Origin of the sequence: Bordetella sputigena (assembly GCF_965137885.1) — a bacterium.
In the GTDB taxonomy this organism is placed as follows: Bacteria; Pseudomonadota; Gammaproteobacteria; order Burkholderiales; family Burkholderiaceae_B; genus Bordetella_C; species Bordetella_C sputigena.
In genome coordinates, this window is sequence record NZ_CBCSCA010000018.1 from 71091 (window position 1) to 96999 (window position 25909).

The following is a 25909-nucleotide window of genomic DNA, read 5'->3' on the forward strand; positions in this document are numbered from 1 at the left end:
AAAGCATGATGAGCAGTCAATCCGCGCTCTCCGAGGCCCCGCGCGGCCGCCGCCGCCGCAAACTGCCCGAGGCGGGACGCCTGGGCCCGGCCTGGGCTTTGCCCGTGCTGCTATTTCTTGCAGGATTCTTCATCGTCCCGCTGCTGGCCAGCGTCATGCGCAGCTTCTCCGGCGCCGACGGCTTTACCTTCGCGAACTATGCCAAGCTGCTGACCGACGGATACTACCTCGGCGTCGTGCTCAATACCTTCAAGGTTGCCATCATCACCACGCTGGCATGCCTGATACTCGGCTACCCCGTCGCGTACTTCATGGTTCGACACGCGGGCCGGTGGAATCCGGTCATCGTGTTCTGCCTGATCGCGCCCCTGCTGACGTCCATCATCATGCGAACGTTCGGCTGGACGGTGCTCTTCGCGCGCAAGGGCCTCATAAACAACTGGCTCGTCGAACTCGGCGCCATCGAGAGGCCGTTGCGCATCCTGGATTCGGAAGTGATGGTTTATGTAGGCCTCGTGCACGTGCTCGTACCTTTCATGGTGTTGTCCATCGCGGCGGTACTGAAAGGACTGGATGCGCGGCTGGAAGAGTCGGCGCGCATCCTCGGCGCCAGCCCCTTGCAGGCCTTCCTGCGCGTCACGCTGCCGCTTAGCCTGGATGGCATCGCGACCGGCTGCATCCTGGTCTTCGTCCTTACCAATGGCAGCTTCCTGACGCAGCTCCTGCTGGGAAGCGGCAAGGTCGTGACCCTGTCGCTGCTGATCTACCAGCAATTCACGCTCACCCAGGACGTAGCGTTCGCGGCCGCCATGGGCAATATCCTGCTGCTCTGCTCGGTCGTGGCCCTGTACATTCAGCTGCGTTATGTGCGCAGGAAAGGAGTCAAAGAATGACTTCCATGGAACGGTCTTCCGAGGCGCCGCGCCGCCGCAAGCGCCTGAGTGCCGCCACCACGGCCTTCGGCATCTATGCGTGCATCTTCATGGTTTTTCTGTTCATGCCGATTCTGGTAGTGGTCTACGCATCGTTCTCCAGCGTGAACTACATTGCCTTTCCCATCCAGGGGTTCAGCCTGCGGTGGTATCGGCACGTTTTCGATTACGCACCCTTCATGCAGTCGCTCAAGGTAAGCATCCAGATCGCGCTGGGCTCGGCCTTGCTTAGTATTCTGCTGGGCGTGCCCGCTGCATTGTGGGCGGCACGTTCGCAGACCAAGGCCGCGAACTGGGTATCGGTGTTCCTGCTGTCGCCGCTTTCCGTGCCCGCCATCGTGCTTGGATTCTCCCTGCTATATCTGCTGTCGGCCATCGGCCTGGGAGTGTCGTTCGTTTCGCTGCTCATCACGCATACGGTCGTCTCGATTCCTTACCTGGCGCGAACGGTGCTGGCGGTGTACCGCGCCGTGCCTCCGGACACCGAAGAAGCCGCATCGGTCCTGGGAGCATCGCGCTGGAACACGTTCTTGTACGTGACGCTGCCGGCCATCAACCCGGGCATCTTCGCAGGCGCGATGTTTGCCGTGCTGATTTCGCTGGACAACCTGCCGCTGTCTTTTTTCTTCGGAAGCTCGGACACGAACACCCTGCCGGTCGTCATGCTGAGCTATATGCAGAACCAGTTCGACCCATCGATCGCCGCCATATCCACCATCCAGATGCTGATCGCGCTGTTTTCGCTGCTGGTGGTGAATGCTTTGTATGGCATAGACAAGTTGACGGCGGCGTGATGCGCGCGGCCGCCCGGCGCCTGGCTGCGATGCCATCGCGCCCACCCCTTATCAGCCCCGAGGAATGAGCGCATGAAGCCTGATCCATACTGGTGGGAGGCAGCGCCGCTGCGGACGATGCCGCGCCAGGAATTGCCGCCGCAGGTAGATGCGGCCATCATCGGCGCCGGTTATGCCGGCCTGTCGGCCGCCATCACCCTGGCGCGCGGCGGCCGCACGGTGCTGGTGCTCGATCGCCAGCGCGCCGGTGAAGGCGCGTCCACGCGCAACGGTGGCATTACCAGCGGCAACATACGGCCATCGCATGCACAGCTGGTCCGCAACTTTGGCATGGAGCGGGCAATCGCCATCCAGGCCGAGGGCAAGGCCGCCCGCGACGACCTGCGCCGATTCATCGAGGATGAAGGCATAGACTGCGACTACCATCTGGTCGGCCGCTTCAATGGCGCCCTGAGTCCCGCGGAGTACGACGCCGGCGCCCGCGACGCGGAGCAATTGTCGCGCGATCTGGGCATCGAGGCCTACGCCGTGCCGCGGGCCGAGCAGCACCGCTATATCGGCACGGACTTCTATGCCGGCGGCAGCGTACGGATGGATATCGGTGGCCTGCACCCCGCCAAGCTGCATGCGGGCATGTTGCGCGTGGCATTGGCCGCGGGCGCGTCGGTGCAGGACGGCACCCCCGTCCGCGGCATTGCCCATCGCGGGGGCGCCTTCGACATCGTCACGGACCGCGGCATCGTCAAGGCGGGCCACCTGATCGTCTGCACCAATGGCTACACGGACGGCTTCGACCCATGGTTGCGCCGGCGCATCGTTCCCATCCGCAGCCGCATCATCGCGACCGAAACTCTGCCGCGCGAGGTCATGGAGCGCTTGATGGCGGCCCGCATGATGTACAGCGACAGTCGCGAGCTCAGTTACTACTACCGTCCTTCTCCCGACGGTAGCCGGATCCTGTTCGGCGGGCGGGATGGCACGGTGGAAGGGGAGGCCGCCTGGCCCACCGAACATCTGCGCGAGGAGCTCGCGCGCATCTTTCCTGAACTTGCGGGCGTGCCCCTGTCGCACAGTTGGCATGGATACGTTGCCATGCACCGCGACATGGTCCCAAGGCTGTTCCGCCAGGACGGCCGCGTATACGCCACGGGATTCTGTGGCTCCGGCGTGGTGTGGGCCCGATGGCTGGGATTGAAGGCCGCCCGGCAAGTGCTGGGCGACCAGGCGGCCGGAACGACGCCCTTCGATTTCCGCCCACCCAAGGCAGTGCCTTTCTTCCGCGGGAAGGCGTGGTTCATGCCTCTGTTGTACGCCAAGATGGAATTGACCGACAGGCGCAAGCTCCAGCGCCGGCCGGGCATGGCTGATCGCTGAGGCACGCCGCGAGCCGGTGGCGCCGGTCCGCTAATTCTTTGATCCAAAAGAATAGCGCTCCACCGGCTCGGTTTTTTCCAGGGCGGTGTAGTGGCTGCACATCGTCCAAATCCCCCGCGCGATTCTCGTGCGAATTCCGTGCGAATTCCGTATGAATTCCGTGTGAAACGCTGGACCGCTATGGACAGAAAAGGGCGGTCCGGTATCACCCGTCCGCCCTGTCTGTCACTGGCTGATGCTGTCTAATCTGGTGGAGCCGGGGGGAATTGAACCCCCGTCCGCAAGCCCTCTGCAGGCAGTTCTACATGCGTAGTCGATCTATTTGGTTTTAACCCCGGACTTAGCCAACCGACAGGCCGGCCCGAAGCGAGTCATGTGATTTAAGTGTGAACCGTCAGACCCCAGTCCACACCGATTCTTTGTTCGATGACACTGCCGCGGTTCGGGGTTGCCCCCTGGGAAGTTTTACCTTCCCCCGCCTAACCCAAAGACAAGTTAGTGCAGCGGCTCATTAAGCGTTGGCTTGACGAGCGAAGAACGCGTCGTTGGCGTTTGTAGTGTTCCAGTGGATTTACGAGCTGACTGGTGCTCGGCATGCCCTGCACTGTTTCGCGACCCACGTCGAATCCGGATCGGCCCCAGTTGTCTTTCATTGTACTCTCATTGCGATCCCGCCGCGGTCCGCGCGCCTGCAAGCATATGGCTGAGCGCAGCGTGATCTTCAACGAATATCGGGGCGCATCGCCCGATTTCAAGAGGGCAGGCTATTCGTCCGCGCCGGCAGCACCCGCTCGATCGCTTCCCATAGCGCTTCGGGGCTGGTGGCCAGCGCATCCGCTTCCCACAGCGTGATGTCGTGGTCGCCGCCCAGATAGCCATAGCCTGCCGCCACCGCCGGCATGCCCGCCGCATGGGCAGCCTGGACGTCGCGCAGGTCGTCGCCGACGTAGACGCAGCGGCTGGGGTCGTATCCCGCTTCGCGCGCGGCGTGCAGCAAGGGATCGGGATAGGGCTTGGAGCGTGGCACCGTATCGCCGCAGACCAGCGCCGCCGCCTCATCCATCAAGCCCAGGAATTCCACGATAGGCAACGTCAGGTGGGTCACCTTGTTGGTCACGATGCCCCAGGCATGGCCTCTGCGCCGGATATCGGCGAGCAAGTCCTGGATGCCCGGAAACAGGCGGGTGTGCACGGTAGAGCTGGCGGCATAGTCGGACAGGAACTGCGCCCGCGTTTCCTCGAACTCGGGATGGTCGGGCATCATGCCCAGCGCCACGCGCAACAGCCCGCGCGCGCCCTGCGAGGCCACCGGGCGCAGCAGCTCATACGGCATGGGCTCCAGGCCGCGCCGCAGGCGCTGCTTATTGGCGGCGGCCGCCAGGTCCGGCGCGGTGTCGGCCAGCGTGCCGTCGAAGTCGAACAGGATCAAGGCGCTCATTTGCGGGTCGCCATCAGGTAGTTCACCGACGCATCCCCCGAAAGCGCATAAACCTGCGTCAGCGGGTTATACGTCATGCCGGTGATCTTTACCGGCTGCAACTGCGCCATGCGCGCCGCCGCGGCCAGTTCGCTGGGCTTGAGGAAGCTTTCATAGCTGTGCGTGCCGCGCGGCAAAAGGCGCAGCAGATATTCCGCCCCGATGATGGCGAACAGGAAAGACTTGGGATTGCGATTCAGCGTGGAAAAGAACACCCAGCCGCCCGGCTTCACCAGCCCGGCGCAGGCGCGCACCACCGAGGCGGGGTCCGGCACGTGCTCCAACATCTCCATGCACGTGACGATGTCATACCGCCCGGGCTGTTCCTGAGCCAACTGCTCTACCGCGACAGCCCGGTATTCCACCTTCACGCCGGACTCCAGGCCGTGCAGCCGCGCGACCTTGAGCGATTTTTCCGCCAGATCGATGCCGGTGACCTCGGCCCCCTCGGCGGCCATGCTTTCCGAAAGAATCCCGCCTCCGCAGCCGACGTCCAGGATGCGCTTGCCCGCCAGGCTGCCCGCCGTCTGCCGGATCCACTCCAGGCGCAGCGGGTTGATGGCGTGCAGCGGCTTGAACTCGCTGTCCGGATCCCACCAGCGGGCCGCGAGCGCGCTGAATTTGTCCAGCTCGGCCTGGTCGGCATTGGCGGGCGGGGCAGAGGAGGGGGTCAGGGTCATGGGAGCAAAGGCTTGGAGTTTCTGGCGTCTATATATTAGCGGGCGAAAATGCCCCCAACGCTGCGCCGGTAAACCGGCTTGCCGCCCCCTAGGGGGCTTTTCGCCTTGGGGCGGCCCGGCGACAAAAAAAAAAGGCCTCGCTTGCGCGAGGCCTTTCATTGTAGCTTCCGGCGCGATTACTGACCGGCGCGGCGGGTACCGACGATTTCGATCTCCACGCGGCGGTTCTTGGCGCGGCCTTCGGCGGTCTTGTTCGTCGCGATGGGCTGCGATTCGCCCTTGCCTTCCGTATAGATACGGTCGGCGGGGACGCCCTTGCTCACCAGATACGACTTGACCGAAGCAGCACGACGCTGCGACAGCGCCAGGTTGTACTTCTCGGTGCCGATCGAGTCGGTGTGGCCGACGGCGATGATCGTTTCCAGATTGATGCCCTGCGCTTGCTGAGCCACTTGATCCAGCAGTTGGCGGCCTTCCGGCTTCAGGTTCGACTTATCGAAGTCGAAGAACGTATCGGCGTTGAAGACTACCTTCGAGGCCATCGGCGTGGGAGCCGGAGCCTTGGGAGCAGCCTGCGCGACCGGCACGCCATCACAACCGGGGATGCCAGTGGCGGGAGTCCAGAACGCGTCACGCCAGCACAATTCGTTGGTGCCGTTTTTCCACACGTTGCCGAACGGGTTGCGCCAGTTGTCGACGGTCTGGGCCGAGGCAGCACCGGAGGCCGTAACGGCGGCAAACGCGAGCGCCAGAGCGAATTTGGAGGGTTTGTTCATGTTTCTCCTCGTTGAGCTTGAAGCTGGATAAGTGACTCGCAGCGAACCCCCGCCGCTATCAGGAAAACGGGGCCAGTATAGCAACGCCAAGAATAGGTTCAAAGGATTGCGACTGGGTTTCCTGCGTGCTGGAAACAATCTTAAGGCATTTGTCGTGCCCTGACCCGCGCATTCATGCCGGACTGGAGCATTTCAGCGCCGAGCCATCACCCTATGTTGGTTTTTGGCAACAGGGGGCGTGGGCCCTGGGAAGCCGGCTGATGAGCAAGCGCCGGGCCAAGCCTGCCCGCGTGTGATGCAAGTCTCCACCCCGGCCTTGCGTGCCCGGAATGATAGAATTTCCTGTTTTCCCGGCGGGCATGCCGCGCGGCATGCCGCTCCCGGCCGCGGAAGGGTTCCAGCCCGCAGGCCAGCCGCTGGGTTCGGTCATGGGGTCGGTCACTAAGTCGCCATGGGTCGCCACGGCTTCACTCGAGTCGCCACTTACTTATATATATGGATTCCTTCGCCAAGGAGACGCTTCCGGTATCGCTGGAAGAAGAGATGCGTCGCAGCTACCTCGATTACGCCATGAGCGTGATCGTGGGGCGCGCCCTGCCAGACGTGCGGGATGGCCTCAAGCCGGTGCACCGGCGCGTGCTGTTCGCGATGCACGAGCTGAACAACGACTGGAACCGGGCCTATAAGAAATCGGCCCGTATCGTCGGCGATGTGATCGGTAAGTACCACCCCCACGGCGACCAGGCCGTCTACGATTCCATCGTGCGGATGGCCCAGGATTTCTCCCTGCGCTACATGCTGGTGGACGGCCAGGGCAACTTCGGTTCGATCGACGGCGATAACGCCGCCGCCATGCGTTATACCGAAATCCGCCTGGCCAAGATCGCCCACGAGCTGCTGGCCGACATCGACCAGGAAACCGTCGACTTCGGCCCCAATTACGACGGCAGCGAAAAGGAACCTCTGCTGTTACCGTCGCGGCTGCCCAACCTGCTGGTCAACGGCAGTTCGGGCATCGCGGTGGGGATGGCCACCAATATCCCGCCGCACAACTTGCAGGAAGTCATCGACGGCTGCCTGTACTGCCTGCGCAATCCCGAGTGCACCGTCGATGAGCTGATCGAGCTGATTCCGGCGCCGGACTTCCCCACGGGCGGCATTATCTATGGCCTGTCCGGGGTGCGCGAAGGCTACCGTACCGGCCGCGGCCGGGTGGTGATGCGCGCCAAGACGCACATCGAGGACATGGAAAAGGGCAATCGCCAGGCCATCGTGGTCGACGCGATTCCGTTCCAGGTCAACAAGAAGACCCTGCAAGAACGCATCGCCGAACTGGTCAACGAAAAGAAGATCGAGGGCATTTCCGACATCCGCGACGAGTCGGACAAGGACGGCATGCGCCTGGTCATCGAGCTCAAGCGCGGTGAAGTGCCAGAGGTCGTGCTGAACAACCTCTATAAAAATACGCAGCTGCAGGACACCTTCGGGATGAACCTGGTGGCGCTGGTCGACGGCCAGCCCCGCCTGCTCAACCTGAAGCAGATGGTGGAGTACTTCCTGCAGCATCGCCGCGAAGTGGTGACGCGCCGCACGGTGTTCCAGCTGCGCAAGGCCCGCGAGCGCGGCCACGTGCTGGAAGGCCTGGCGGTGGCGCTGGCCAACATCGACGAGTTCATCGCCATCATCAAGGCGGCGCCGACGCCGCCGGTGGCGCGGCAGGAACTGATGGCGCGTTCCTGGGATTCGTCCCTGGTGCGCGAGATGCTGACCCGCGCGGAAGGCGACACCCCCGGCGGCATCGCCGCCTATCGGCCCGACGACCTGCTGCCCAGCTACGGCATGCAGCAGGACGGCCTGTACCGGCTCAGCGATACGCAGGCGCAGGAAATCCTGAACATGCGCCTGCAGCGCCTGACCGGCCTGGAGCAGGACAAGATCGTCGGCGAGTACAAGGAAGTGATGGCCACCATCGCCGACCTGCTGGATATTCTCGCCAAGCCGGAGCGTATTACCGTCATCATCGGCGACGAACTGCAGGCCATCAAGGCGGAATTCTCCACCGCCGCCAAGGACGTGCGCCGTTCGGAAGTCGAACTCAACGCCACCGAACTCGATACCGAAGACCTGATCACGCCGACCGACATGGTCGTCACCCTGTCGCATGGCGGCTATATCAAGAGCCAGCCCTTGTCCGAATACCGTGCGCAGAAGCGCGGCGGGCGCGGCAAGCAGGCCACGGCCATGAAGGACGACGACTGGATCGACCAGCTCTTCATCGCCAACACGCATGACTTCCTGCTCTGCTTCTCCAATCGTGGGCGGGTGTACTGGCTCAAGGTCTGGGAAGTGCCGCAGGGCACGCGCACTTCGCGCGGCAAGCCCATCGTCAATATGTTCCCCCTGGCCGACGGCGAAAAGGTCAACGTGGTGCTGCCGGTCAAGGAGTTCAGCGACGATCACTACGTGTTCATGGCGACTTCGCGCGGCACGGTCAAGAAAACCCCGCTGTCGGATTTCTCCAATCCGCGCAAGGCGGGCATCATCGCCGTCGACCTGGACGAGGGCGACTACCTGATCGGCGCCGACCTGACCGACGGCAAGCATGACGTCATGCTGTTCTCCGACGCCGGCAAGGCCGTGCGCTTCGATGAAAACGACGTGCGGCCCATGGGCCGCAACGCGCGCGGCGTGCGCGGCATGATGCTGGAAGATGGGCAGAACGTCATTGCCATGCTGGTCGCGGGCGATGAAGAGCAGAGCGTGCTGACCGCCACCGAGAACGGCTTCGGCAAGCGCACGTCCATCACCGAATACACGCGCCATGGCCGTGGCACCAAGGGCATGATCGCCATCCAGACCAGCTCGCGCAACGGCAAGGTGGTCGGCGCGGTCCTGGTGCAGCCCGACCACGAAATCATGCTGATCACGACGGGCGGCGTGCTGGTTCGCACCCGCGTCTCCGAAATCCGCGAGATGGGCCGGGCCACGCAGGGCGTCACGCTGATCAGCGTGGATGACGGCAGCCGCCTGTCCGGCGTGCGCCGCGTGGTGGAAAGCGATGCCGACCTCGATGTCGAGGCAGAAAGCGACGATACCCAACCGCCGGCCGACTCGACCGACGGCGAGCAAGCGACTGAGCCGACGGAGGAATGATGGCGCGTCCCTGGAATTTCTCGGCGGGGCCGTCGGCCCTGCCCGAGCCCGTGCTGCGGCAGGCGGCCGAAGAAATGCTCGATTGGCACGGCAGCGGCATGTCCGTCATGGAAATGAGCCATCGCGGCAAGCACTTCGTGCAGATCTGCGACGAAGCCGAGCAGGACCTGCGTGAGCTGATGTCGATTTCGGACGACTATGCGGTGCTCTTCATGCAGGGGGGCGCGACGGCCGAGAACGCCATCGTGCCGATGAACCTGATCAACCGGCGCGGTACCGCGGCGGCCGACTACGTGCTGACCGGCCAATGGTCCGTCAAGTCGCATAAAGAAGCGGCCAAGTACGGCGACGTGGCCGTGGCGGCCAGCAGCGGCAGCGAAACCGAACTGGACGGCAAGCAGCAGAAGCCGTGGACCTGGGTGCCGCCCGTGCAGGACTGGAAGGTGCGCAAGAACGCGGCCTACCTGCACTTCTGCAGCAACGAAACCATAGGCGGGGTCGAGTTCACCGACTGGCCCACCGCCGCCCAGCTGGGCGTGGACGACGTTCCCCTGGTGGTCGACTCGTCGTCGCATTTCCTGTCCCGTCCGCTGGATGTCTCCCGCACCGGCATGGTTTACGCCGGCGCGCAGAAGAACGCCGGCCCGGCCGGCGTGACGGTGGTTGTGGTGCGGCGCGACCTGATCGGCCACGCGCTGCCGGTCTGCCCGGCCGCTTTCGACTACGCCAACGTCGCGCCCGAGCATTCGCGCTTCAATACGCCGCCGACCTTCGCCATCTACATCGCCGGCCTGGTATTCAAGTGGATCAAGGCGCAGGGCGGGGTATCGGCGCTGGAGCGCGCCAATATCGCCAAGGCCGAACTGCTGTACGGCTACCTGGACAGCAGCGCCTTCTACCGCAACCCGGTGCATGCGCCGGCGCGCTCGCGCATGAACGTGCCTTTCATCCTCAGCGACGAATCGCTCAACGACGCCTTCCTGAAAGGCGCCGACGCAGCCGGGTTGACGCAGCTGAAAGGGCACAAGAGCGTCGGCGGCATGCGTGCGTCCATCTACAACGCGGTGCCGCTGGAAGCGGTGCAGGCGCTGGTGTCGTACATGAAGGATTTCGAGCAACGCCATGGCTGATTCCCTCGCCGAGAAGCTGCGGCCCCTGCGCGAACGCATCGATGCCCTGGATGCGCAAATCCTCGATCTGCTGACGCAGCGCGCCCGTACGGCCATGGAAGTGGGCGCGGTCAAGCATGCGGAAAACGCCGATGGCCCGGTGCTGCGGCCCGACCGCGAAGCCGAAGTCATCCGCCGCCTGCAGCAGTTGAATGGCGGTCCGATCCCGCGCGAAGCCATCGCGGCCGTCTGGACGGAAATCATCTCCGCCTGCCGCGGCCTGGAGCGCGGGCTGACGCTGGCCTATCTGGGGCCGGAAGGCTCGTATTCCGAACAGGCGGCGCTGGATCACTTCGGCCATGCGGTCAACCGCCTGCCATGTCCTTCGTTCGACGAGGTGTTCCGCGCGCTGGAAGCGGGCCAGGCCGACGTCGGCATGGTGCCGGTGGAAAATTCCACGGAAGGCGCCGTCAACCGCACCCTGGATCTGCTGCTGAATACGTCGCTGACGGTGATGGGCGAACGCTCCCTGGTCATCCGCCATTGCCTGATGTCGCTGGGCGGTTCGCTGGATGGCGTGAAGACCGTGATGGCGCATCCCCAGGCGCTGGCGCAGTGCCAGGCCTGGCTGGGCCGCAATCATCCCGAATTGGCGCGTGCCGCGGCGTCCAGCAATGCCGAGGCGGCCCGCGTGGCCGCGCAGGATCCCACGGTGGCCGCCATCGCCGGCGAATCCGCCGCCGCGACCTGGGGGCTGCAGGTCGTCGCCGCCGGCATCCAGGACGATCCGCACAACCGCACGCGTTTCCTGGCGCTGGGCTCGATCCCTTCGCAGCCCACCGGCAACGACAAGACCAGCCTGATCATGGCGGTGCCCAACCGGGCCGGCGCGGTGTACGAAATGCTGGCGCCGCTCGCCGAAAACAAAGTGTCCATGACGCGCTTCGAATCGCGTCCGGCCCGTACAGGCCAGTGGGAATACTATTTCTACGTGGACGTTCTTGGCCACGCGCAGGATCCGCACGTCGCGCGGGCCTTCGACGCGCTGCGCGCGCAAGTGGCTTTTTTCAAACTCCTCGGTTCCTATCCCGCGCAATGAGGGGCAAGCCCCCCGCGACGGTCCGGCCCGGCCGGCCACCGCGGGCGGCGCAAGCCTGATCCGCTATGACAGACACGCACAACACCCTGGTGGCCCCCGCCCACGTAAGCGCCATCGCGCCTTATCAGGCCGGCAAGCCCATCGAAGAGCTCGCCCGCGAGTTCGGCCTGGATCCCGCCGGCATCGTCAAGCTGGCATCCAATGAGAATCCCCTGGGCATGCCGGACTCCGCGCGCGCGGCGATGCTGGCGGCCGCGACATCGCTGGGCCGCTATCCGGATCCCAACGGTTTCGAGCTGAAGTCGACGCTGTCGCGGCTGTACGGCGTGCCCATGGAGTGGATCACGCTGGGCAACGGGTCCAATGACATCCTGGAACTGGTGGCGCTGGCGCTGCTGGAAAAGGGCGCATCGGCGGTCTATTCGCAGCATGCGTTCATGGTTTATCGCCTGGCCACCCAGGCGCGCGGCGCGCGCCACATCATGGTGCCGGCGCGCGACTATGGGCACGACCTGGACGCCATGCTGGAAGCCATCGCCGACGATACGCGCGTGGTTTTCATCGCCAATCCGAACAATCCCACCGGCACCTTCGTGCCGGCGCCCCGTATCCAGGCTTTCCTGGAGCAGGTGCGCGCGCGCCACGGCCAGCGGGTCGTGGTGGTGCTGGACGAGGCCTATAACGAATACCTGGACCCGGAGCACCGCTTCGATAGCGTGGCCTGGGTGCGCGAATTCCCCAACCTGATCGTGTCGCGCACGTTGTCCAAGGCCTACGGCCTGGCGGGCCTGCGCGTGGGCTTCGGCACCGCGCAGCCGGCGCTGACCGATCTGCTGAACCGCGTGCGGCAGCCGTTCAACGTCAACACGCTGGCCCAGGCGGCCGCCATCGCGGCGCTGCAGGACAAGGACTTCCTGCAGCGCTCGTACCTGCTCAACAAAGAAGGCAAGGCGCAGCTGTGCCAGGCCTTCGACGCCCTGAAGCTGCAGTACGTGCCCAGTTACGGCAATTTCGTGCTGGTGCGGGTCGGCGATGCCGGGCGCGTCAATCTGGAATTGCTCAAGCGTGGCGTGATCGTGCGGCCGGTGGCCGGCGACGGCCTGCCTGAGTGGCTGCGGATCACCATCGGCCTGCCGCGGGAAAACGCGCGTTTCATCGATGCGCTTACCGAGATCCTGAAGGCATCATGACGGCGGCGCATGCGGGGACGGCATCGGCGCCGATACCGGTCCTTGCCGTGGTGGGCGTCGGATTGATCGGCGGCTCTTTCGCGGCGGCGTTGCGCCGCGCGGGACGCGTGGGCCGGGTGCTGGGCGTGGGGCGCAATGGCCCGTCGCTGGAGCGCGCGCGCGAACTCGGGCTGATCGACGAAGCCGCCGGCCCCGCCGAGGCCGCGGCGCGCGCGGACCTGATCATGCTGGCCGCGCCCGTGGGCACTTTCGGCGCCATCCTGGCCGAGATGCGGGCGCACCTGAAGCCGGGCGCCATCATCACCGATGCCGGCAGCACCAAGGCGCAGGTCGTGGATGTGGCGCGTGCGGCGCTGGCGGACCGCATCGGCTGCTTCGTCCCCGGCCATCCCATCGCCGGGGCCGAAAAAGTCGGGCCTGACGCCGCGGACGCCGATCTTTATACTGGGCGCAACGTGATCCTGACGCCCTTGCCGGAGAACCAGCCGGCGGATGTCGCCGGTGTCCGGGCCGCCTGGGAAGCCTGCGGCGCGCATGTCCGGGAAATGGACGCGGCGACGCATGACCAGGTACTGGCGTCGGTCAGCCACATGCCGCATTTCCTGGCCGCGGTGTATGTGGCGCAGGTGGCGCGCAGCGCGGACTGCGCGCAGCGCCTGGCCGTCGCCGGCACCGGGTTCCGGGATTTCACACGCATTGCCGCCGGCTCGGCGGAAATGTGGCGCGATATTTTCCTTTCCAACCGGACCGCGATGATGGCGGAGCTGGAACAGCTGCGGGCCGTGCTCGACCAAGCCGAACGAGCGCTGGACATGGCGGACGGCGCCGCGCTGGAGCAATTGCTCGAAGAGGCCGCGCGCTGCCGGCGCGACTGGAAGGCGGGGCATTAGGACAATTGTGGATGGGTCGCCGCGAGGCGGCCCGGGCGTGGCGCGCGGGCAGGGCGGCACCCTGGTGGCCGGGGCGTCACGGCAAATAGGCGGCGCCGCCGGTCGCGGCATGGATAGGGGCGGCGCATGGCGACGGTCGCACGCGACGGAACACGATTTACGACAGGACACGGCTTACATGAGCGGACCCTCTTTTCTCGATCTGCCGCGCGCGACCCAGGCCCGGGGTACGGTAACCCTGCCGGGATCCAAGAGCATTTCCAACCGGGTACTGCTGCTGGCGGCGCTGGCCGACGGCACCACGACCATCACCGGCCTGCTGGATTCCGACGATACGCGGGTCATGCTGGCCGCCCTCGCCGCCCTGGGCGTGACGCTGGACGAGCAGGGGGAAGGGCGGGTCACCGTGCGGGGCGCGGACCGTTTCCGGCAACCCGCGGCCGAGCTGTTTCTCGGCAATGCCGGTACGGCGGTGCGGCCGTTGACGGCCGCGCTCGCGCTGATGGGCGGCGACTACGGCATTTCCGGCGTGCCGCGCATGCATGAGCGGCCCATCGGCGATCTGGTCGATGCGCTGCGCGCTTTGGGCGCGAAGATCGATTACACCGGCCAGGAAGGCTATCCGCCATTGCGCATCGGCAGCGGCATGCTGCGCGCGCGGGGACCGGTGCGCATGCCGGGCGCCGTTTCCAGCCAGTTCCTGACGGCGATGCTGCTGGCCGCCCCCATTTATACGAACACGGTGGGCGAGCCGCTGGTGATCGAAATCGTCGGCGAGCTGATCTCCAAGCCATATATCGAGATCACCCTGAATCTCATGGCGCGCTATGGGGTGACCGTGGAGCGCGACGGCTGGTCGCGCTTCACCGTGCCGGCCGGCGCCGCCTATCGCAGTCCCGGACGCATCGCCGTGGAAGGCGATGCGTCTTCGGCCTCGTATTTCCTGGCGCTGGGCGCCGTGGGCGGAGGACCGGTACGCGTGCAGGGCGTGGGTCGCGACAGCATCCAGGGCGATGTGGCTTTCGCGCACACGCTGGAGTCCATGGGCGTGGACATCGAATTCGGCAGCGACTGGATCGAGTCGCGCGGCGTCTGCGTGGCGCGCGGTGAAAAACTGCGCGCCTTCGACGCGGATTTCAATCTGATTCCCGACGCCGCCATGACGGCGGCGGCGCTGGCCCTGTTCGCCGATGGTCCTTGCCGCCTGCGCAATATCGGCAGCTGGCGGGTCAAGGAGACCGACCGTATCCACGCCATGCAGACCGAACTGGCCAAGCTGGGCGCCGGCGTGGCGTCCGGGCCCGACTGGCTGGAAGTTACGCCGCCCGCGCCCGACGGCTGGCGCGACGCGGAAATCGGCACCTGGGACGACCACCGCATGGCCATGTCCATGTCCCTGGCTGCTTTCGGACCGGCCGCGGTGCGCATCCTGGATCCCGGCTGCGTAAGCAAGACCTTCCCGACGTATTTCGACGTTTATGCCGATCTGGTCGGCGGCGAGGAGCGCGTATGACGCATACAGACGAAACGGCTTTGGGAGCGGGCGCGGCGCAGCCAGCCGCCGGCCAGCCGCAAGAGGCGCGAACGGAAGACGCCCGTCCCGCCGCCGCACCGGCGCCGGCGGAGGCCGCCCCCGTCATCGCGATCGATGGCCCGACGGCCTCGGGCAAGGGCACGGTCGCGCACGGCGTGGCGCGCCGGCTGGGCTGGGCGGTGCTCGACAGCGGCGCGCTGTATCGCCTGACCGCGCTGGCCGCGCTGGAACGCGGCATCGCGCCGGAAGACGAGGCCGGCGTGGCCGAGGCCGCCCTTACGCTGCCCGTGCGTTTCGAAGGGCAGCACATCTACCTGGACGGTCGCGAGGTCGGCTATGACATCCGCCAGGAGCGGGTCGGCAACTTCGCCTCGCGCGTGGCGGCCTACGGCCCGGTGCGGCAGGCCCTGCTGGACCGCCAGCGCGCGTTTCGCCGCGCGCCGGGGCTGGTGGCCGACGGCCGTGACATGGGCACCGTGGTTTTTCCCGACGCCGCACTGAAGATCTTCCTGATCGCCGACGTGCGGGCACGGGCCGAGAGACGGCGTAAGCAGTTGATGGAAAAGGGTATTTCTGCTAATCTTGAAGACCTTTTGCGAGATATGCGCGAGCGCGACGCCCGCGATACCCAGCGTGCGGTGGCGCCCTTGGCGCCGGCCGCGGACGCCACGGTATTGGATTCGTCCAAAATGACGGCCCAGGAAACGGTGCAAGCCATACTCGATCTCTGGAACGCCCTGCGCGGCGGTGGCGGCAAGGCTGGTACTGCCCGCGGGACGGCCAGGGAAGCAAAAGGTTTTTCCGGTGCCGCCGGGAATATCGCTCCCAGATAGCGCTGTTCCCGACGGTTTTGTTCCACTCCGCTGGTACGGGCAAGCCGCGCCGGCGTGTATCTACAACTGGGCCATTCCGGCCTATGGATTTCAACTCAATGTCTTCCAATCCTTCTACCGCTGTCCTCGACGCCATGGGCGGCGAAAGCTTTGCCGATCTGTTTGCTTCGAGCCTCAAGAACCAGGACATGAAGTCCGGCGAGGTCATCAGCGCCGAAGTCGTGCGTATCGACCACAACTTCGTCGTCGTCAATGCGGGCCTCAAGTCCGAAGCGCTGATCCCGCTGGAAGAGTTCCTGAATGACCAGGGCGAAATAGAAGTCAACCCGGGCGATTTCGTCTCGGTGGCGATCGACTCGCTGGAAAACGGCTACGGCGACACCATCCTGTCGCGCGACCGCGCCAAGCGCCTGTCGGCCTGGCTGCAGCTCGAGCAGGCCCTGGAAAACGGCGAACTGGTCACCGGCACCATCACCGGCAAGGTGAAGGGCGGCCTGACCGTCATGACCAACGGCATCCGCGCGTTCCTGCCGGGTTCGCTGGTGGATCTGCGTCCGGTCAAGGACACCACGCCGTACGAAGGCAAGACCCTCGAATTCAAGGTCATCAAGCTCGACCGCAAGCGCAACAACGTCGTGCTGTCGCGCCGCCAGGTGCTGGAAGCCAGCATGGGCGAAGAGCGCCAGAAGCTGCTGGAAACGCTGCACGAAGGCGCGGTGGTCAAGGGCGTGGTCAAGAACATCACCGACTACGGCGCGTTCGTCGACCTGGGCGGTATCGACGGCCTGCTGCACATCACCGACATGGCATGGCGCCGCGTGCGTCACCCCTCCGAAGTCCTGCAAGTGGGCCAGGAAGTGGAAGCCAAGGTCCTCAAGTTCGACCAGGAAAAGAGCCGCGTCTCGCTGGGCGTCAAGCAGCTGGGCGAAGATCCGTGGGTCGGCCTGGCCCGTCGCTATCCGCAGGGCACCCGCCTGTTCGGCAAGGTCACCAACCTGACCGACTACGGCGCGTTCGTCGAAGTCGAAGCCGGCATCGAAGGCCTGGTGCACGTGTCCGAAATGGACTGGACCAACAAGAACGTCGATCCGCGCAAGGTTGTCACCCTGGGCGAAGAAGTCGAAGTCATGGTCCTGGAAATCGACGAAGACCGTCGCCGTATCTCGCTGGGCATGAAGCAGTGCCGCCAGAATCCGTGGGAAGAGTTCGCCACGAACTTCAAGCGCGGCGACAAGGTGCAGGGCGCGATCAAGTCCATCACCGACTTCGGCGTGTTCGTCGGCCTGCCCGGCGGCATCGATGGCCTGGTGCATCTGTCCGACCTGTCCTGGACCGAAACCGGCGAAGAAGCCGTTCGCAACTTCAAGAAGGGCGACGAAATCGAAGCCGTGGTGCTGGGCATCGACACCGACAAGGAACGCATCTCGCTGGGCATCAAGCAGCTGGAAGGCGATCCGTTCAACAACTTCGTCGCCACCCATGACAAGGGCGCGGTCGTTCCTGGCACGATCAAGTCGGTCGAGCCCAAGGGCGCCGTGGTGACGCTGTCGGTGGACGTGGAAGGCTATCTGCGCGCGTCCGAGATCTCCTCGGGCCGCGTCGAAGACGCCACGACCGTGCTGAACGCCGGCGACAACATCGAAGCCATGATCGTCAACGTCGACCGCAAGACGCGCTCGATCCAGTTGTCCATCAAGGCGCGTGACAACGCCGAAACCGCGGATACGATCCAGCGCATGTCTGAAGCCAGCGCTTCGTCGGGCACCACCAACCTGGGCGCCCTGCTGAAGGCCAAGCTGGACCAGCAGCGCAACGACGGTTAAAGCGTTGTGACCAAGTCGGAGCTTATCGCCGCCTTGGCGGCCCGCTATCCCACGCTGGCCGCCCGCGATACCGATTTCGCCGTAAAAACGATACTCGATGCAATGGCCCAGGCCCTGGCCGCCGGCCAGCGCATCGAGATCCGGGGTTTCGGCAGTTTTTCGTTATCGCGGCGTTCGCCTCGCATCGGCCGCAATCCGAAGTCGGGCGAACAGGTGCTGGTGCCTGGCAAACAGGTGCCGCATTTCAAGGCGGGCAAGGAACTGCGCGAACGTGTCGATCTGGATGGTAGCGACGATGCTTCGTCGAATGCCTCCGGCGACAGCGTGGAAGCCTCGGTATCGAGCGTTGGCGCTCACGCCATGCTCTGATCGGCTTTGGCGGCACAGGCAGGCAGGTTCTGCCGTCCGGTGCCGCCGCTGCCGATCGCTCTGTCGGCCTGTGCCGCAGTCTGGTCACTGGAAATACCCGCGAAAAGCCGCCGTTTACGGCGGTTTTTCTTTGTGTTTTCCTTGCTTGGGCGCCGGGCGGCTGCTTTTGGCCGGCGGGCCGGCCAAAGCGCGCTTACAATTCCGGTACTGAACCCTGTGGAGTTTGCGCCATGCGCTATTTCGTCTGGGCGCTGCGACTCATCGTATTTGTCGCGGTGCTGATGTTCGCGCTCAAGAACACCAACCCCGTCCAGGTCAATTTCTACGGCGACTACATCATGCACGATGTGCCGCTGATCGTCGTCATGCTGGTCACTTTCGTGGTGGGCGCGATCTTCGGCCTGCTGTTGACGGTGCCCGCCGCCATGCGCCGGCGTCGGGAAGCCGTGCGCCTGCGCAAGGAACTCGATCGCCTGCATGCCGCCATGAACAATCAGCCCGGCCAGCCCGTGAATGTGCCGCCGGAGACCATCGCACCCATGTCGCCCCTGTAATGCCGGCGCCCGTCCTGATTGCCGCGCCGCCGCGCGCGTCCCAACCCTGCGAGGCCGAGCGTCGTGGATTTTGAACCCTGGTGGTTGATTTTCGTCCCCCTGTTGTTCGCGCTAGGCTGGCTGGCCGCGCGCTTCGATATCCGGCAGATGCTGTCGGAAACCCGTGTCCTGCCGGATTCCTATTTCCGCGGGCTGAATTTCCTGCTGAATGAAGAGCCCGACCAGGCCATCGACGCCTTCGTCGAGGTCGCCAAGCTGGACCCGGAGACTACCGAACTGCATTTCGCCCTGGGCAGCCTGTTCCGGCGTCGCGGTGAAATGGAGCGCGCCATCCGCGTACACCAGAGCCTGCTCAACCGGGCCGACCTGCCCGTGGAAGAGCGCGAGCATGCCCAGCACGAGCTCGCGCAGGATTTCCTGAAGGCCGGCATGCTGGATCGCGCCGAAGCCGGCTTCAAGTCGCTGCGCGACACGCGCTATTCGCTGCAGGCCCTGCGTTCGCTCATCCGCATCTATGAGTCGGAACACGATTGGCCACGCGCCATCGACGCCGTTAAAACGCTGCGCGGGCTGGTGGACGAACCCGTACCCCAGCTGGTGCATTACCACTGCGAAATGGCGCAGCAGGCCATGGCCGTGAAGCCGCCGGACCTGGATGCGGCCCAGGCCGCGCTGGATGCCGCGGATCACGCGGCAGGCGTCGCCAGCGACGCCAATGCGCCGAGCAAGGGATCCCTGGTGCGGATCGCCATGCTGCGCGCCCGCCTGGCCGCGCTGGAAGGCGATGCCAAGCGGGAGCGCCTGCACCTGGAATCCATCCTGACGGACGAGCCGGAATACGCCGGATTGGTCGCCGAATCCCTGCTCAACAGTTACCAGGCGAATCACGACGCCACGGCGGCGCTGGACCTGCTGCAGAAGCAATACGACCAGTATCCCTCGCTGGATCTGTTCAACGTGGTGTTCCGCGAGCTGCGCGCGCAGCGCGGCGCGGCGCCGGCGTGGGCCTTCGCCCGGTCGGCCCTGCGCCATCATCCCTCGCTGCTGGGCCTGGATCGCCTGCTGGAAGCGGAGCTGGCCGCTCCGGGCGGCGACGGCGAAGTCAGCCCGGTGCCGGGTGCCGACCTCAGCCTTTTGCGCAGCCTGATCCATAAACACACGCAGCGCCTGGACCGCTATGCCTGCCGCTCCTGCGGCTTCCAGGCGCGCCGCTATTATTGGCAATGTCCTGGTTGCAACGCATGGGAAACCTATGCGCCGCGCCGTCTGGAAGAACTGGAATGACCGCATTTCCCGTGGGCGACATCTCGCGTCGCCGCATCCTGGTCGTGGGTGACGTCATGCTGGACCGCTACTGGTTCGGCGAGGTCGACCGCGTATCGCCGGAAGCCCCGGTGCCCATCGTCCGCGTGGCGCGGCGCGAGGACCGCCTGGGCGGCGCCGCCAACGTCGCGCGCAACGTCGCGGCGCTGGGTGGCCAGGCCACCCTGATAGGCGTCATCGGCGCGGACGAGGCCGGCGAGCGCATCCACGCGCTGGCGCGCGACGCCGGCGTCACGCCGGGCCTGGTGGCCGACGCGGGACACCCCACCACCTTGAAGATGCGGGTGCTGGGCCGCCAGCAGCAGCTGCTGCGGGTGGATTTCGAGGAAGCGCCGCGGCCCTCCGCGCTGGACGCCCTGGACGCCGAATTCCAGCGGCACCTGAAGGGCCATGACGTGGTAGTGCTTTCGGATTACGCCAAGGGCGCGCTGGGCCGTGTGCAGGAACTGATCGAGCACGCGCGCCGGGCGGGCGTGCCCGTATTGGTGGATCCCAAGGGCGACCACTACGATATCTATCGCGGCGCCACGCTGGTAACGCCCAACCGGGCGGAGATGCAGCAGGCGGTGGGACGCTGGACGTCCGAGGACGACCTCGCGACCCGCGCCCAGCGCTTGCGCGCGGACCTGCAACTGGAAGCGCTGCTGGTGACGCGCTCGGAACAGGGCATGACGTTGTTCACCGACGAAGGCCGCGAGCATGTCGACGCCCAGGCGCACGAGGTCTTCGACGTATCGGGCGCCGGCGACACCGTGCTGGCCACATTGGCGGTGACCCGCGCTGTCGGCATGCCGTGGCCGCAGGCCATGCGCTGGGCCAACCGCGCCGGCGGCGTGGTGGTGGGCAAGCTGGGGACATCGATCGTCACCGCGAAGGAATTGGGAGAATTGTCATGATCGTCGTTACCGGCGCGGCCGGCTTTATCGGCAGCAATCTGGTGCGCGGACTGAACCGGCGCGGCATCCAGGACATCATCGCGGTGGACGATCTGTCGGACGGCGACAAGTTCGTCAATCTGGCGGACTGCCGCATCGCGGACTACATGGACAAGGACTACTTCCGGCAACTGGTCAATCGGCGCGCCTTGCCCAACATCCGCGCCATGCTGCATCAGGGGGCGTGCTCCGACACCACCGAACGCAACGGCAAGTACATGATGGACAACAACTACCGCGTGACGCTGGAGTTGTTCGATTATTGCCAGTCCGAATGCGTACCGTTCCTGTACGCGTCGTCGGCCGCCACCTATGGCGGGTCGTCGGTCTATGCGGAGGACCCCGCCAACGAGCGGCCGCTGAACGTCTACGGCTATTCCAAGCTGCTGTTCGACCAGGTGGTGCGCACCCGCGTGGCTTCTTTGACCGCGCAAGTGGTCGGCCTGCGGTACTTCAATGTCTATGGGCCGCACGAGCAGCACAAGGGCCGCATGGCCTCGGTGGCCTTCCACAACATGAACCAGTTCCTGGCGGAAGGTCATGTCCGCCTGTTTTCGGGGTGGGATGGCTATCCCGACGGCGGCCAGAGCCGGGACTTCATCTCCGTCGAAGACGTGGTGGCGGTGAACCTGCATTTCCTGGACAACCCGCAAACGTCCGGCATTTTCAACTGCGGTACCGGGCGCGCCCAGCCTTTCAATGACGTGGCGATGGCCGTGGTCAATACCCTGCGCGAAGAGCGCGGCGAAACGGCGCTGCCTCTGGAGCAGCTCGTCAGCCAGGGCTTGATACGCTATATCCCCTTTCCGGACGATCTGAAGGGCCGCTACCAGAGCTATACCCAGGCCGATACCAGCCGGCTGCGCGCGGCCGGTTTCGATCAGCCCATGCGGGACGTGCAGACGGGCGTGGCGGAATACGTGCGCTACTGGCGCGCGCGGGGCTGACGTACAGCCAGGCTGACGTACGTAGAGTCACGGGTGGACGTTTACGTTCACTCGCGGCCCGCCCCGGATCGCGGCGGGCGATGATGGCCCTGGCGTTTCATACGCCGCCCATCAACGCCTTTTACCGCTGTCCGGAGGCTCCATGAATCCTTTCCTGCACAACACAGTGGCCACTGTCCAGCCGCCGGCCTGCGCCGCCGCGGCGGGCGCTTTGCCGGGCGCTTCGCCGGGTGCTTCGCCGCGAATGCCCGCGCGGCGGCGCGGCCGGTGGCCTGGCGCGGTCGGTCGCCTGGCCTTGGCGGCCGGGCTGGCGCTGGCAATCCTGCCGGCCCATGCGCTGGACGTGAACAGCGCCACGGCCGATCAATTGCGGACCGTCCGTGGGGTCGGGCCGAAGACCGCGGAGACCATCGTCAAGGAACGCGAACGCGGTGGCCGCTTCGAGTCCATGGAAGACCTGTCGGACCGCGTGCGCGGCATCGGGCCGCGCAAGGCGCAGGCCTTGCAGGCCGCCGGCCTTAGCGTGGGGCCCGGTACGGGGACGCCCGGCGTCCGGCCGGCGTCGGGCGCCGCGGCTGGCGGCCGCAAGAGCAAGGATGCATCGAACGGACGCTCAACGCAGCGCGGCCCGCGCTGATCCTGGCCGGCTCGGCCGCCCGCCCGGAGGCGGCCGGCGCCCCCATCCCGCTTCCGACGAGGCCGTGGGGGCTTTCGGGTCTTTCCGCACCACGGCGTTATAGTTGCCCCATGAACACCGTCACCTATCCCACCGTCGAACAGACCGTCGGCAACACGCCGCTGGTCCGTCTGCAACGCATCCCGGGCGCCGGCAACGACGCCCGCGGCAACATGATCCTGGCCAAGCTGGAAGGCAACAATCCCGCCGGCTCGGTGAAAGACCGCCCCGCCTTGTCTATGATCCGCCACGCCGAGGCGCGCGGCGAAATCAAGCCCGGCGATACACTGATCGAAGCCACCAGCGGCAACACCGGCATCGCGCTGGCCATGGTCGCCGCCATGCGCGGCTACCGGATGATCCTGATCATGCCGGACAATCTATCGGTGGAACGACGCGCCGCCATGACGGCTTACGGGGCGCAACTGATCCTGACGCCGGCCGACAAGGGCGGCATGGAATACGCCCGCGACCTGGCCATGGCCATGCAGAGCGAAGGCAAGGGCAAGGTACTGGACCAGTTCGCCAATCCGGACAATCCGCGCGCGCACATCGAAGGTACCGGCCCGGAACTCTGGAGCCAGACCGAAGGCGGCATCACGCACTTCGTCAGCGCCATGGGCACCACCGGCACCATCATGGGCGTGTCCCAGTATCTGAAGGCACGCAACCCGGCCATCCAGATCATCGGCGCCCAGCCCGAGGAAGGCTCGCAGATTCCCGGCATACGCAAATGGCCGGAAGCCTATCTGCCGGCTATTTTTGATCGCAGCCGCGTGGACGCCTACGAGAACATCAAGCAGGCCGACGCCGAAGCCATGGCCCGCCGCCTGGCGGCGGAAGAGGGCATTTTCGCCGGCATTTCCTCGGCCGGCGCGCTGTTGGCCGCGCTGCGCGTGGCCGAGCGGGTGGAAAACGCCACCATCGTCTTCATCGTGTGCGACCGCGGCGACCGCTACCTGTCCACCGGCGTGTTCAACTGAGCCGGCCGCACCTCAGCCGGCCGCACCGCGACACCATTCATCCTGGCCTGTATGGCCGCCGCCAGGTCGGCCACCGAGCTGGCGTAGAAATAGCTGTGGTTGTACTGGGTCAGGGCAAAGAAGTTGACCGTGCCGGTACGATATTCCGCGGTGCCGGCGGACTCTTCCGGCAGGTCGATGACGCCCAGCATGCCTTGCTGCCAGCCGTTGTCCGTGGCCGCCATCCCCGCCATCGCCGCCGCGCCCAGCGTGGCGCCGGCCTCCTGCAACTGCGGCCAGGTGCGCGTGGGCGCCAGTCCGCCGTCGACCAGCCGGCCGGCGTCGGCGGGCAGCGCCACCGGCGCGAAGACCGGCCGGCCGCGTTCCCAGCCGTGCTCCATCAGGAAGTTGCCGACGGAAAGTATGGCGTCGCGCGGGTTGTTGGTCAGATCGATATGGCCGCTGCCATCCCCATCCACCGCGTAGCGCATGATGCTGCCCGGCATGAACTGCGGCATGCCGATGGCGCCGGCATAGGAACCCTGGGTCTGCAGGTCTAGCCGGCCCTGCATGGCCAGCGTCAGGAAATCCGCCAACTGGGAGCGGAACATCTGCGCGCGTTCCGGCTTCGATGGATCCGGATAGTCGAAAGCCAGCGTGGACAGGGCGTCCAGCACGCGGAAACTCCCCATATTCCGGCCGTACAAGGTTTCCACGCCGATGATGCCGACGATGATGGCCGGCGGCACACCGAAACGCTGCGCCGCCTGGTTCAGGGCGTCGGCGTTTTCCTGCCAGAATTCCACCCCCCAGCCTATGCGCTTGGGCTCCACGACGCGGGAACGATAGGTGATCCAGCTGCGTGACACCTTGCGTCCGGGAGGCGGGGCGATCAGCCGCGCCACCGTGGCGCTGTAGCGCGCGTCGGCCAGGGCGCCGGTCAGTTGGGACGCGGGCAGGCCGCGTTCCGCGCTCAGCTGCTGGATGAAGGCCTGCACGTCCGCGCGCATCCGCCCGTCGGGCGCCGCGACGGCGGACAGCTGCTCATTGTCCGGCGCGGCGCCGCCTTCGCTGCCTATCGTCGAGGCCGAGCCCACGCCGGGCGGGGGGCCGATGCGCACACGCGTCACGGCGCCGTCCGCCAGGGCCGCGGCTGCCGATCCAGGCTGCGCGCCTGCATTCAATTGGGTGTCTGTGGCCGCCCGATTCTGGGCGGAGGAGCAGCCCGTCAAAAAGGCCGCCATCAAGCCGAGTTGCAGTAAGTGCCGACAGGTGAACATAATCTTCCCATGGAGACCCTGTATCTTACCCACCCGTCCTGCCGCCTGCATGAAATGGGCGAATGGCATCCGGAATGTCCCCAGAGACTGGATGCCATCTCCGACCAACTGCTGGCCAGCGGCATCATGCCCTATCTGGACGTACGCGAAGCCGGTCCCGCGCCGCGCGAAGCGCTGCTGCGCGCGCATAGCGCGGCGTATGTGGATGCCCTGGCCGCGGCCAGCCCGGCGGAAGGCTATCGCGCGCTGGATCCGGACACGCAGATGAATCCGCACAGCTACCAGGCGGCCCTGCACGCGGCCGGCGCGGGACTGCAGGCCGTCGACGCCATCATGGCGGGCGAGGCGCCCACCGCATTCTGCGCCGTGCGGCCGCCGGGCCACCACGCTTGCCGTGACCGGGCGATGGGATTCTGCCTGTTCAACAACATCGCGGTCGCGGCGCATCACGCCATGGCCCGCCACGGGCTGGAGCGCGTCGCCATCATCGACTTCGACGTCCACCACGGCAACGGCACGGAAGACATTTTCGCGGGCGATCCGCGCGTGCTGATGTGCGGCATTTTCCAGCACCCGTTCTATCCGCACACCGGCGCCCCCGCGAGCGCGGACAATATGGTCAATGTGCCCGTCCCCGCGTACACCGGCGGCGCCGAGGTGCGCGACATCGTCACGCGGGTCTGGCTGCCCCGGCTCGAGACGCACCGGCCCCAGCTGATCCTGGTGTCGGCCGGCTTCGATGCTCATCGTGAGGACGACCTGGGCCAACTGGGCCTGGTGGAAGCCGACTACGCCTGGATCACCCATCAGCTCATGCAACTGGCGGACCGCCATGCGCAGGGGCGCGTGCTCAGCATGCTGGAAGGCGGCTACAACCTGTCGGCCCTGGGGCGCAGCGCCGTCGCGCATATCCGCGAACTGGCCCGGGTGTAGCGGCCCGGCGTTTCGTCAGGCGGAAGGCGCCCGCCCCGCGCCACCCTGCCCAAGGTTGTAGAATCAGGCGGTTCCGCAGTGCGTCGCGGCGCTTCGTGCGGCGTTCAATTATTCGATTATCCCTGGAGGCTGCTGGATGAAGGTCCTGGTACCGGTCAAACGCGTGGTTGACTACAACGTCAAGGTGCGCGTGAAGTCTGATCAAACGGGCGTCGACATCGCGAATGTGAAAATGTCGATGAACCCGTTCGACGAAATCGCCGTGG

22 protein-coding genes, 1 other RNA gene and 2 pseudogenes are annotated in these 25909 nt (G+C 65.8%); 20 read left to right on the forward strand and 5 right to left on the reverse strand.

Annotated elements, in window-relative coordinates:
* The first annotated feature begins 5 nt into the window (after window positions 1-5).
* The 3 genes from ACNA0R_RS25250 to ACNA0R_RS25260 all read left to right on the forward strand — a co-directional run bounded on the left by ACNA0R_RS25250 (window position 6) and on the right by ACNA0R_RS25260 (window position 3100).
* Entirely contained in the window at window positions 6-893 is an 888-nt protein-coding gene (locus tag ACNA0R_RS25250) for an ABC transporter permease (RefSeq protein WP_415828821.1), read from the forward strand.
* Window positions 890-1726 carry an ABC transporter permease gene (locus ACNA0R_RS25255; protein WP_415828822.1) on the forward strand — a complete coding sequence of 279 codons (837 nt, stop codon included), beginning with the start codon at window positions 890-892 and terminating at the stop codon, window positions 1724-1726. Before ACNA0R_RS25250 ends, ACNA0R_RS25255 begins: the two co-directional genes overlap by 4 nt.
* Before the next feature lie 72 nt (window positions 1727-1798).
* Window positions 1799-3100 (forward strand): NAD(P)/FAD-dependent oxidoreductase, encoded by a 1302-nt coding sequence (locus ACNA0R_RS25260; protein ID WP_415828823.1) that lies wholly within the window; start codon window positions 1799-1801, stop codon window positions 3098-3100.
* A gap of 248 nt (window positions 3101-3348) precedes the next feature.
* Here the strand turns inward: ACNA0R_RS25260 and ssrA are convergent.
* The 4 genes from ssrA to ompA all read right to left on the reverse strand — a co-directional run bounded on the left by ssrA (window position 3349) and on the right by ompA (window position 6033).
* Window positions 3349-3740, reverse strand: a transfer-messenger RNA (tmRNA) gene (ssrA, locus tag ACNA0R_RS25265).
* 111 nt (window positions 3741-3851) lie between these two features.
* Window positions 3852-4538, reverse strand: a complete 687-nt coding sequence (locus ACNA0R_RS25270) for an HAD-IA family hydrolase (protein ID WP_415828824.1) — start codon at window positions 4536-4538, stop codon at window positions 3852-3854.
* Window positions 4535-5257 carry a bifunctional 2-polyprenyl-6-hydroxyphenol methylase/3-demethylubiquinol 3-O-methyltransferase UbiG gene (ubiG, locus tag ACNA0R_RS25275; protein ID WP_415828825.1) on the reverse strand — a complete coding sequence of 241 codons (723 nt, stop codon included), beginning with the start codon at window positions 5255-5257 and terminating at the stop codon, window positions 4535-4537. The genes ACNA0R_RS25270 and ubiG overlap by 4 nt, the downstream gene beginning before the upstream one ends.
* A gap of 176 nt (window positions 5258-5433) precedes the next feature.
* Window positions 5434-6033, reverse strand: a complete 600-nt coding sequence (ompA, locus tag ACNA0R_RS25280; protein ID WP_415828826.1) for an outer membrane protein OmpA — start codon at window positions 6031-6033, stop codon at window positions 5434-5436.
* Between the two features lie 495 nt (window positions 6034-6528).
* Here ompA and gyrA point away from each other — a divergent pair, with 495 nt between their 5' ends.
* From gyrA to cysM, 15 genes and pseudogenes are all read left to right on the forward strand, one after another.
* Complete coding sequence (gyrA, locus tag ACNA0R_RS25285) at window positions 6529-9186, forward strand: DNA gyrase subunit A (protein WP_415828827.1); 2658 nt, start codon at window positions 6529-6531, stop codon at window positions 9184-9186.
* A complete protein-coding gene (gene serC, locus ACNA0R_RS25290) occupies window positions 9183-10316 on the forward strand; it encodes a 3-phosphoserine/phosphohydroxythreonine transaminase (protein WP_415828828.1) in 1134 nt (377 codons plus the stop codon). Before gyrA ends, serC begins: the two co-directional genes overlap by 4 nt.
* The gene (pheA, locus tag ACNA0R_RS25295) at window positions 10309-11394 is read left to right on the forward strand and encodes a prephenate dehydratase (protein ID WP_415828829.1); all 1086 of its coding nucleotides are present in this window, start codon (window positions 10309-10311) and stop codon (window positions 11392-11394) included. Before serC ends, pheA begins: the two co-directional genes overlap by 8 nt.
* Window positions 11395-11459: 65 nt before the next feature.
* The gene (gene hisC, locus ACNA0R_RS25300) at window positions 11460-12584 is read left to right on the forward strand and encodes a histidinol-phosphate transaminase (RefSeq protein WP_415828831.1); all 1125 of its coding nucleotides are present in this window, start codon (window positions 11460-11462) and stop codon (window positions 12582-12584) included.
* Complete coding sequence (locus ACNA0R_RS25305) at window positions 12581-13474, forward strand: prephenate dehydrogenase (protein WP_415828832.1); 894 nt, start codon at window positions 12581-12583, stop codon at window positions 13472-13474. Before hisC ends, ACNA0R_RS25305 begins: the two co-directional genes overlap by 4 nt.
* A gap of 178 nt (window positions 13475-13652) precedes the next feature.
* On the forward strand, window positions 13653-14987 hold the full coding sequence (gene aroA / locus ACNA0R_RS25310; protein WP_415828833.1) for a 3-phosphoshikimate 1-carboxyvinyltransferase: 1335 nt from the start codon (window positions 13653-13655) through the stop codon (window positions 14985-14987).
* Window positions 14984-15745 (forward strand): annotated as a pseudogene (cmk, locus tag ACNA0R_RS25315) ((d)CMP kinase); the annotation flags it as partial. The gene aroA and the pseudogene cmk, both read left to right, overlap by 4 nt.
* Window positions 15746-15924: 179 nt before the next feature.
* Window positions 15925-17664 (forward strand): 30S ribosomal protein S1, encoded by a 1740-nt coding sequence (rpsA, locus tag ACNA0R_RS25320; RefSeq protein ID WP_066353106.1) that lies wholly within the window; start codon window positions 15925-15927, stop codon window positions 17662-17664.
* A 6-nt stretch (window positions 17665-17670) separates the two neighbouring features.
* Complete coding sequence (locus tag ACNA0R_RS25325; RefSeq protein WP_415828835.1) at window positions 17671-18033, forward strand: integration host factor subunit beta; 363 nt, start codon at window positions 17671-17673, stop codon at window positions 18031-18033.
* A gap of 230 nt (window positions 18034-18263) precedes the next feature.
* Window positions 18264-18587: a LapA family protein gene (locus ACNA0R_RS25330; RefSeq protein ID WP_415828836.1), complete on the forward strand. Its 324-nt coding sequence runs from the start codon at window positions 18264-18266 to the stop codon at window positions 18585-18587.
* Window positions 18588-18650: 63 nt separating this feature from the next.
* Window positions 18651-19871, forward strand: a complete 1221-nt coding sequence (lapB, locus tag ACNA0R_RS25335) for a lipopolysaccharide assembly protein LapB (RefSeq protein WP_415828837.1) — start codon at window positions 18651-18653, stop codon at window positions 19869-19871.
* Window positions 19868-20806: a D-glycero-beta-D-manno-heptose-7-phosphate kinase gene (gene rfaE1, locus ACNA0R_RS25340; RefSeq protein ID WP_415828838.1), complete on the forward strand. Its 939-nt coding sequence runs from the start codon at window positions 19868-19870 to the stop codon at window positions 20804-20806. The genes lapB and rfaE1 overlap by 4 nt, the downstream gene beginning before the upstream one ends.
* Window positions 20803-21792 (forward strand): ADP-glyceromanno-heptose 6-epimerase, encoded by a 990-nt coding sequence (gene rfaD / locus ACNA0R_RS25345; RefSeq protein WP_415828839.1) that lies wholly within the window; start codon window positions 20803-20805, stop codon window positions 21790-21792. The genes rfaE1 and rfaD overlap by 4 nt, the downstream gene beginning before the upstream one ends.
* Before the next feature lie 142 nt (window positions 21793-21934).
* Entirely contained in the window at window positions 21935-22429 is a 495-nt protein-coding gene (locus ACNA0R_RS25350; RefSeq protein ID WP_415828840.1) for a ComEA family DNA-binding protein, read from the forward strand.
* A 110-nt stretch (window positions 22430-22539) separates the two neighbouring features.
* Complete coding sequence (cysM, locus tag ACNA0R_RS25355) at window positions 22540-23451, forward strand: cysteine synthase CysM (RefSeq protein ID WP_415828841.1); 912 nt, start codon at window positions 22540-22542, stop codon at window positions 23449-23451.
* Here cysM and mltB read toward each other — a convergent pair.
* Window positions 23424-24710: a lytic murein transglycosylase B gene (gene mltB, locus ACNA0R_RS25360; protein ID WP_415828842.1), complete on the reverse strand. Its 1287-nt coding sequence runs from the start codon at window positions 24708-24710 to the stop codon at window positions 23424-23426. The two genes, cysM and mltB, sit on opposite strands and share 28 nt — an antisense overlap.
* A gap of 9 nt (window positions 24711-24719) precedes the next feature.
* On the opposite strand from mltB, the gene ACNA0R_RS25365 reads away from it, so the two are divergent.
* Window positions 24720-25643 (forward strand): histone deacetylase family protein, encoded by a 924-nt coding sequence (locus ACNA0R_RS25365; protein ID WP_415828843.1) that lies wholly within the window; start codon window positions 24720-24722, stop codon window positions 25641-25643.
* A 136-nt stretch (window positions 25644-25779) separates the two neighbouring features.
* Window positions 25780-25909: pseudogene (locus ACNA0R_RS25370) on the forward strand (electron transfer flavoprotein subunit beta/FixA family protein); the annotation flags it as partial.

Excerpts from the sequence above, each read along its gene's own strand:
- rpsA (WP_066353106.1), top strand. The coding sequence starts at position 15,925 with ATGGATTTCAACTCAATGTCTTCCAATCCTTCTACCGCTGTCCTCGAC.
- cysM (WP_415828841.1), top strand. The coding sequence starts at position 22,540 with ATGAACACCGTCACCTATCCCACCGTCGAACAGACCGTCGGCAACACG.
- rfaE1 (WP_415828838.1), top strand. The coding sequence starts at position 19,868 with ATGACCGCATTTCCCGTGGGCGACATCTCGCGTCGCCGCATCCTGGTC.
- ACNA0R_RS25365 (WP_415828843.1), top strand. The coding sequence starts at position 24,720 with ATGGAGACCCTGTATCTTACCCACCCGTCCTGCCGCCTGCATGAAATG.
- ompA (WP_415828826.1), bottom strand. The coding sequence starts at position 6,033 with ATGAACAAACCCTCCAAATTCGCTCTGGCGCTCGCGTTTGCCGCCGTT.
- gyrA (WP_415828827.1), top strand. The coding sequence starts at position 6,529 with ATGGATTCCTTCGCCAAGGAGACGCTTCCGGTATCGCTGGAAGAAGAG.
- mltB (WP_415828842.1), bottom strand. The coding sequence starts at position 24,710 with ATGTTCACCTGTCGGCACTTACTGCAACTCGGCTTGATGGCGGCCTTT.
- ACNA0R_RS25255 (WP_415828822.1), top strand. The coding sequence starts at position 890 with ATGACTTCCATGGAACGGTCTTCCGAGGCGCCGCGCCGCCGCAAGCGC.
- ACNA0R_RS25270 (WP_415828824.1), bottom strand. The coding sequence starts at position 4,538 with ATGAGCGCCTTGATCCTGTTCGACTTCGACGGCACGCTGGCCGACACC.
- serC (WP_415828828.1), top strand. The coding sequence starts at position 9,183 with ATGATGGCGCGTCCCTGGAATTTCTCGGCGGGGCCGTCGGCCCTGCCC.
- ACNA0R_RS25260 (WP_415828823.1), top strand. The coding sequence starts at position 1,799 with ATGAAGCCTGATCCATACTGGTGGGAGGCAGCGCCGCTGCGGACGATG.
- ACNA0R_RS25305 (WP_415828832.1), top strand. The coding sequence starts at position 12,581 with ATGACGGCGGCGCATGCGGGGACGGCATCGGCGCCGATACCGGTCCTT.
- ubiG (WP_415828825.1), bottom strand. The coding sequence starts at position 5,257 with ATGACCCTGACCCCCTCCTCTGCCCCGCCCGCCAATGCCGACCAGGCC.
- ACNA0R_RS25350 (WP_415828840.1), top strand. The coding sequence starts at position 21,935 with ATGAATCCTTTCCTGCACAACACAGTGGCCACTGTCCAGCCGCCGGCC.
- aroA (WP_415828833.1), top strand. The coding sequence starts at position 13,653 with ATGAGCGGACCCTCTTTTCTCGATCTGCCGCGCGCGACCCAGGCCCGG.
- ACNA0R_RS25330 (WP_415828836.1), top strand. The coding sequence starts at position 18,264 with ATGCGCTATTTCGTCTGGGCGCTGCGACTCATCGTATTTGTCGCGGTG.
- hisC (WP_415828831.1), top strand. The coding sequence starts at position 11,460 with ATGACAGACACGCACAACACCCTGGTGGCCCCCGCCCACGTAAGCGCC.
- rfaD (WP_415828839.1), top strand. The coding sequence starts at position 20,803 with ATGATCGTCGTTACCGGCGCGGCCGGCTTTATCGGCAGCAATCTGGTG.
- ACNA0R_RS25250 (WP_415828821.1), top strand. The coding sequence starts at position 6 with ATGATGAGCAGTCAATCCGCGCTCTCCGAGGCCCCGCGCGGCCGCCGC.
- pheA (WP_415828829.1), top strand. The coding sequence starts at position 10,309 with ATGGCTGATTCCCTCGCCGAGAAGCTGCGGCCCCTGCGCGAACGCATC.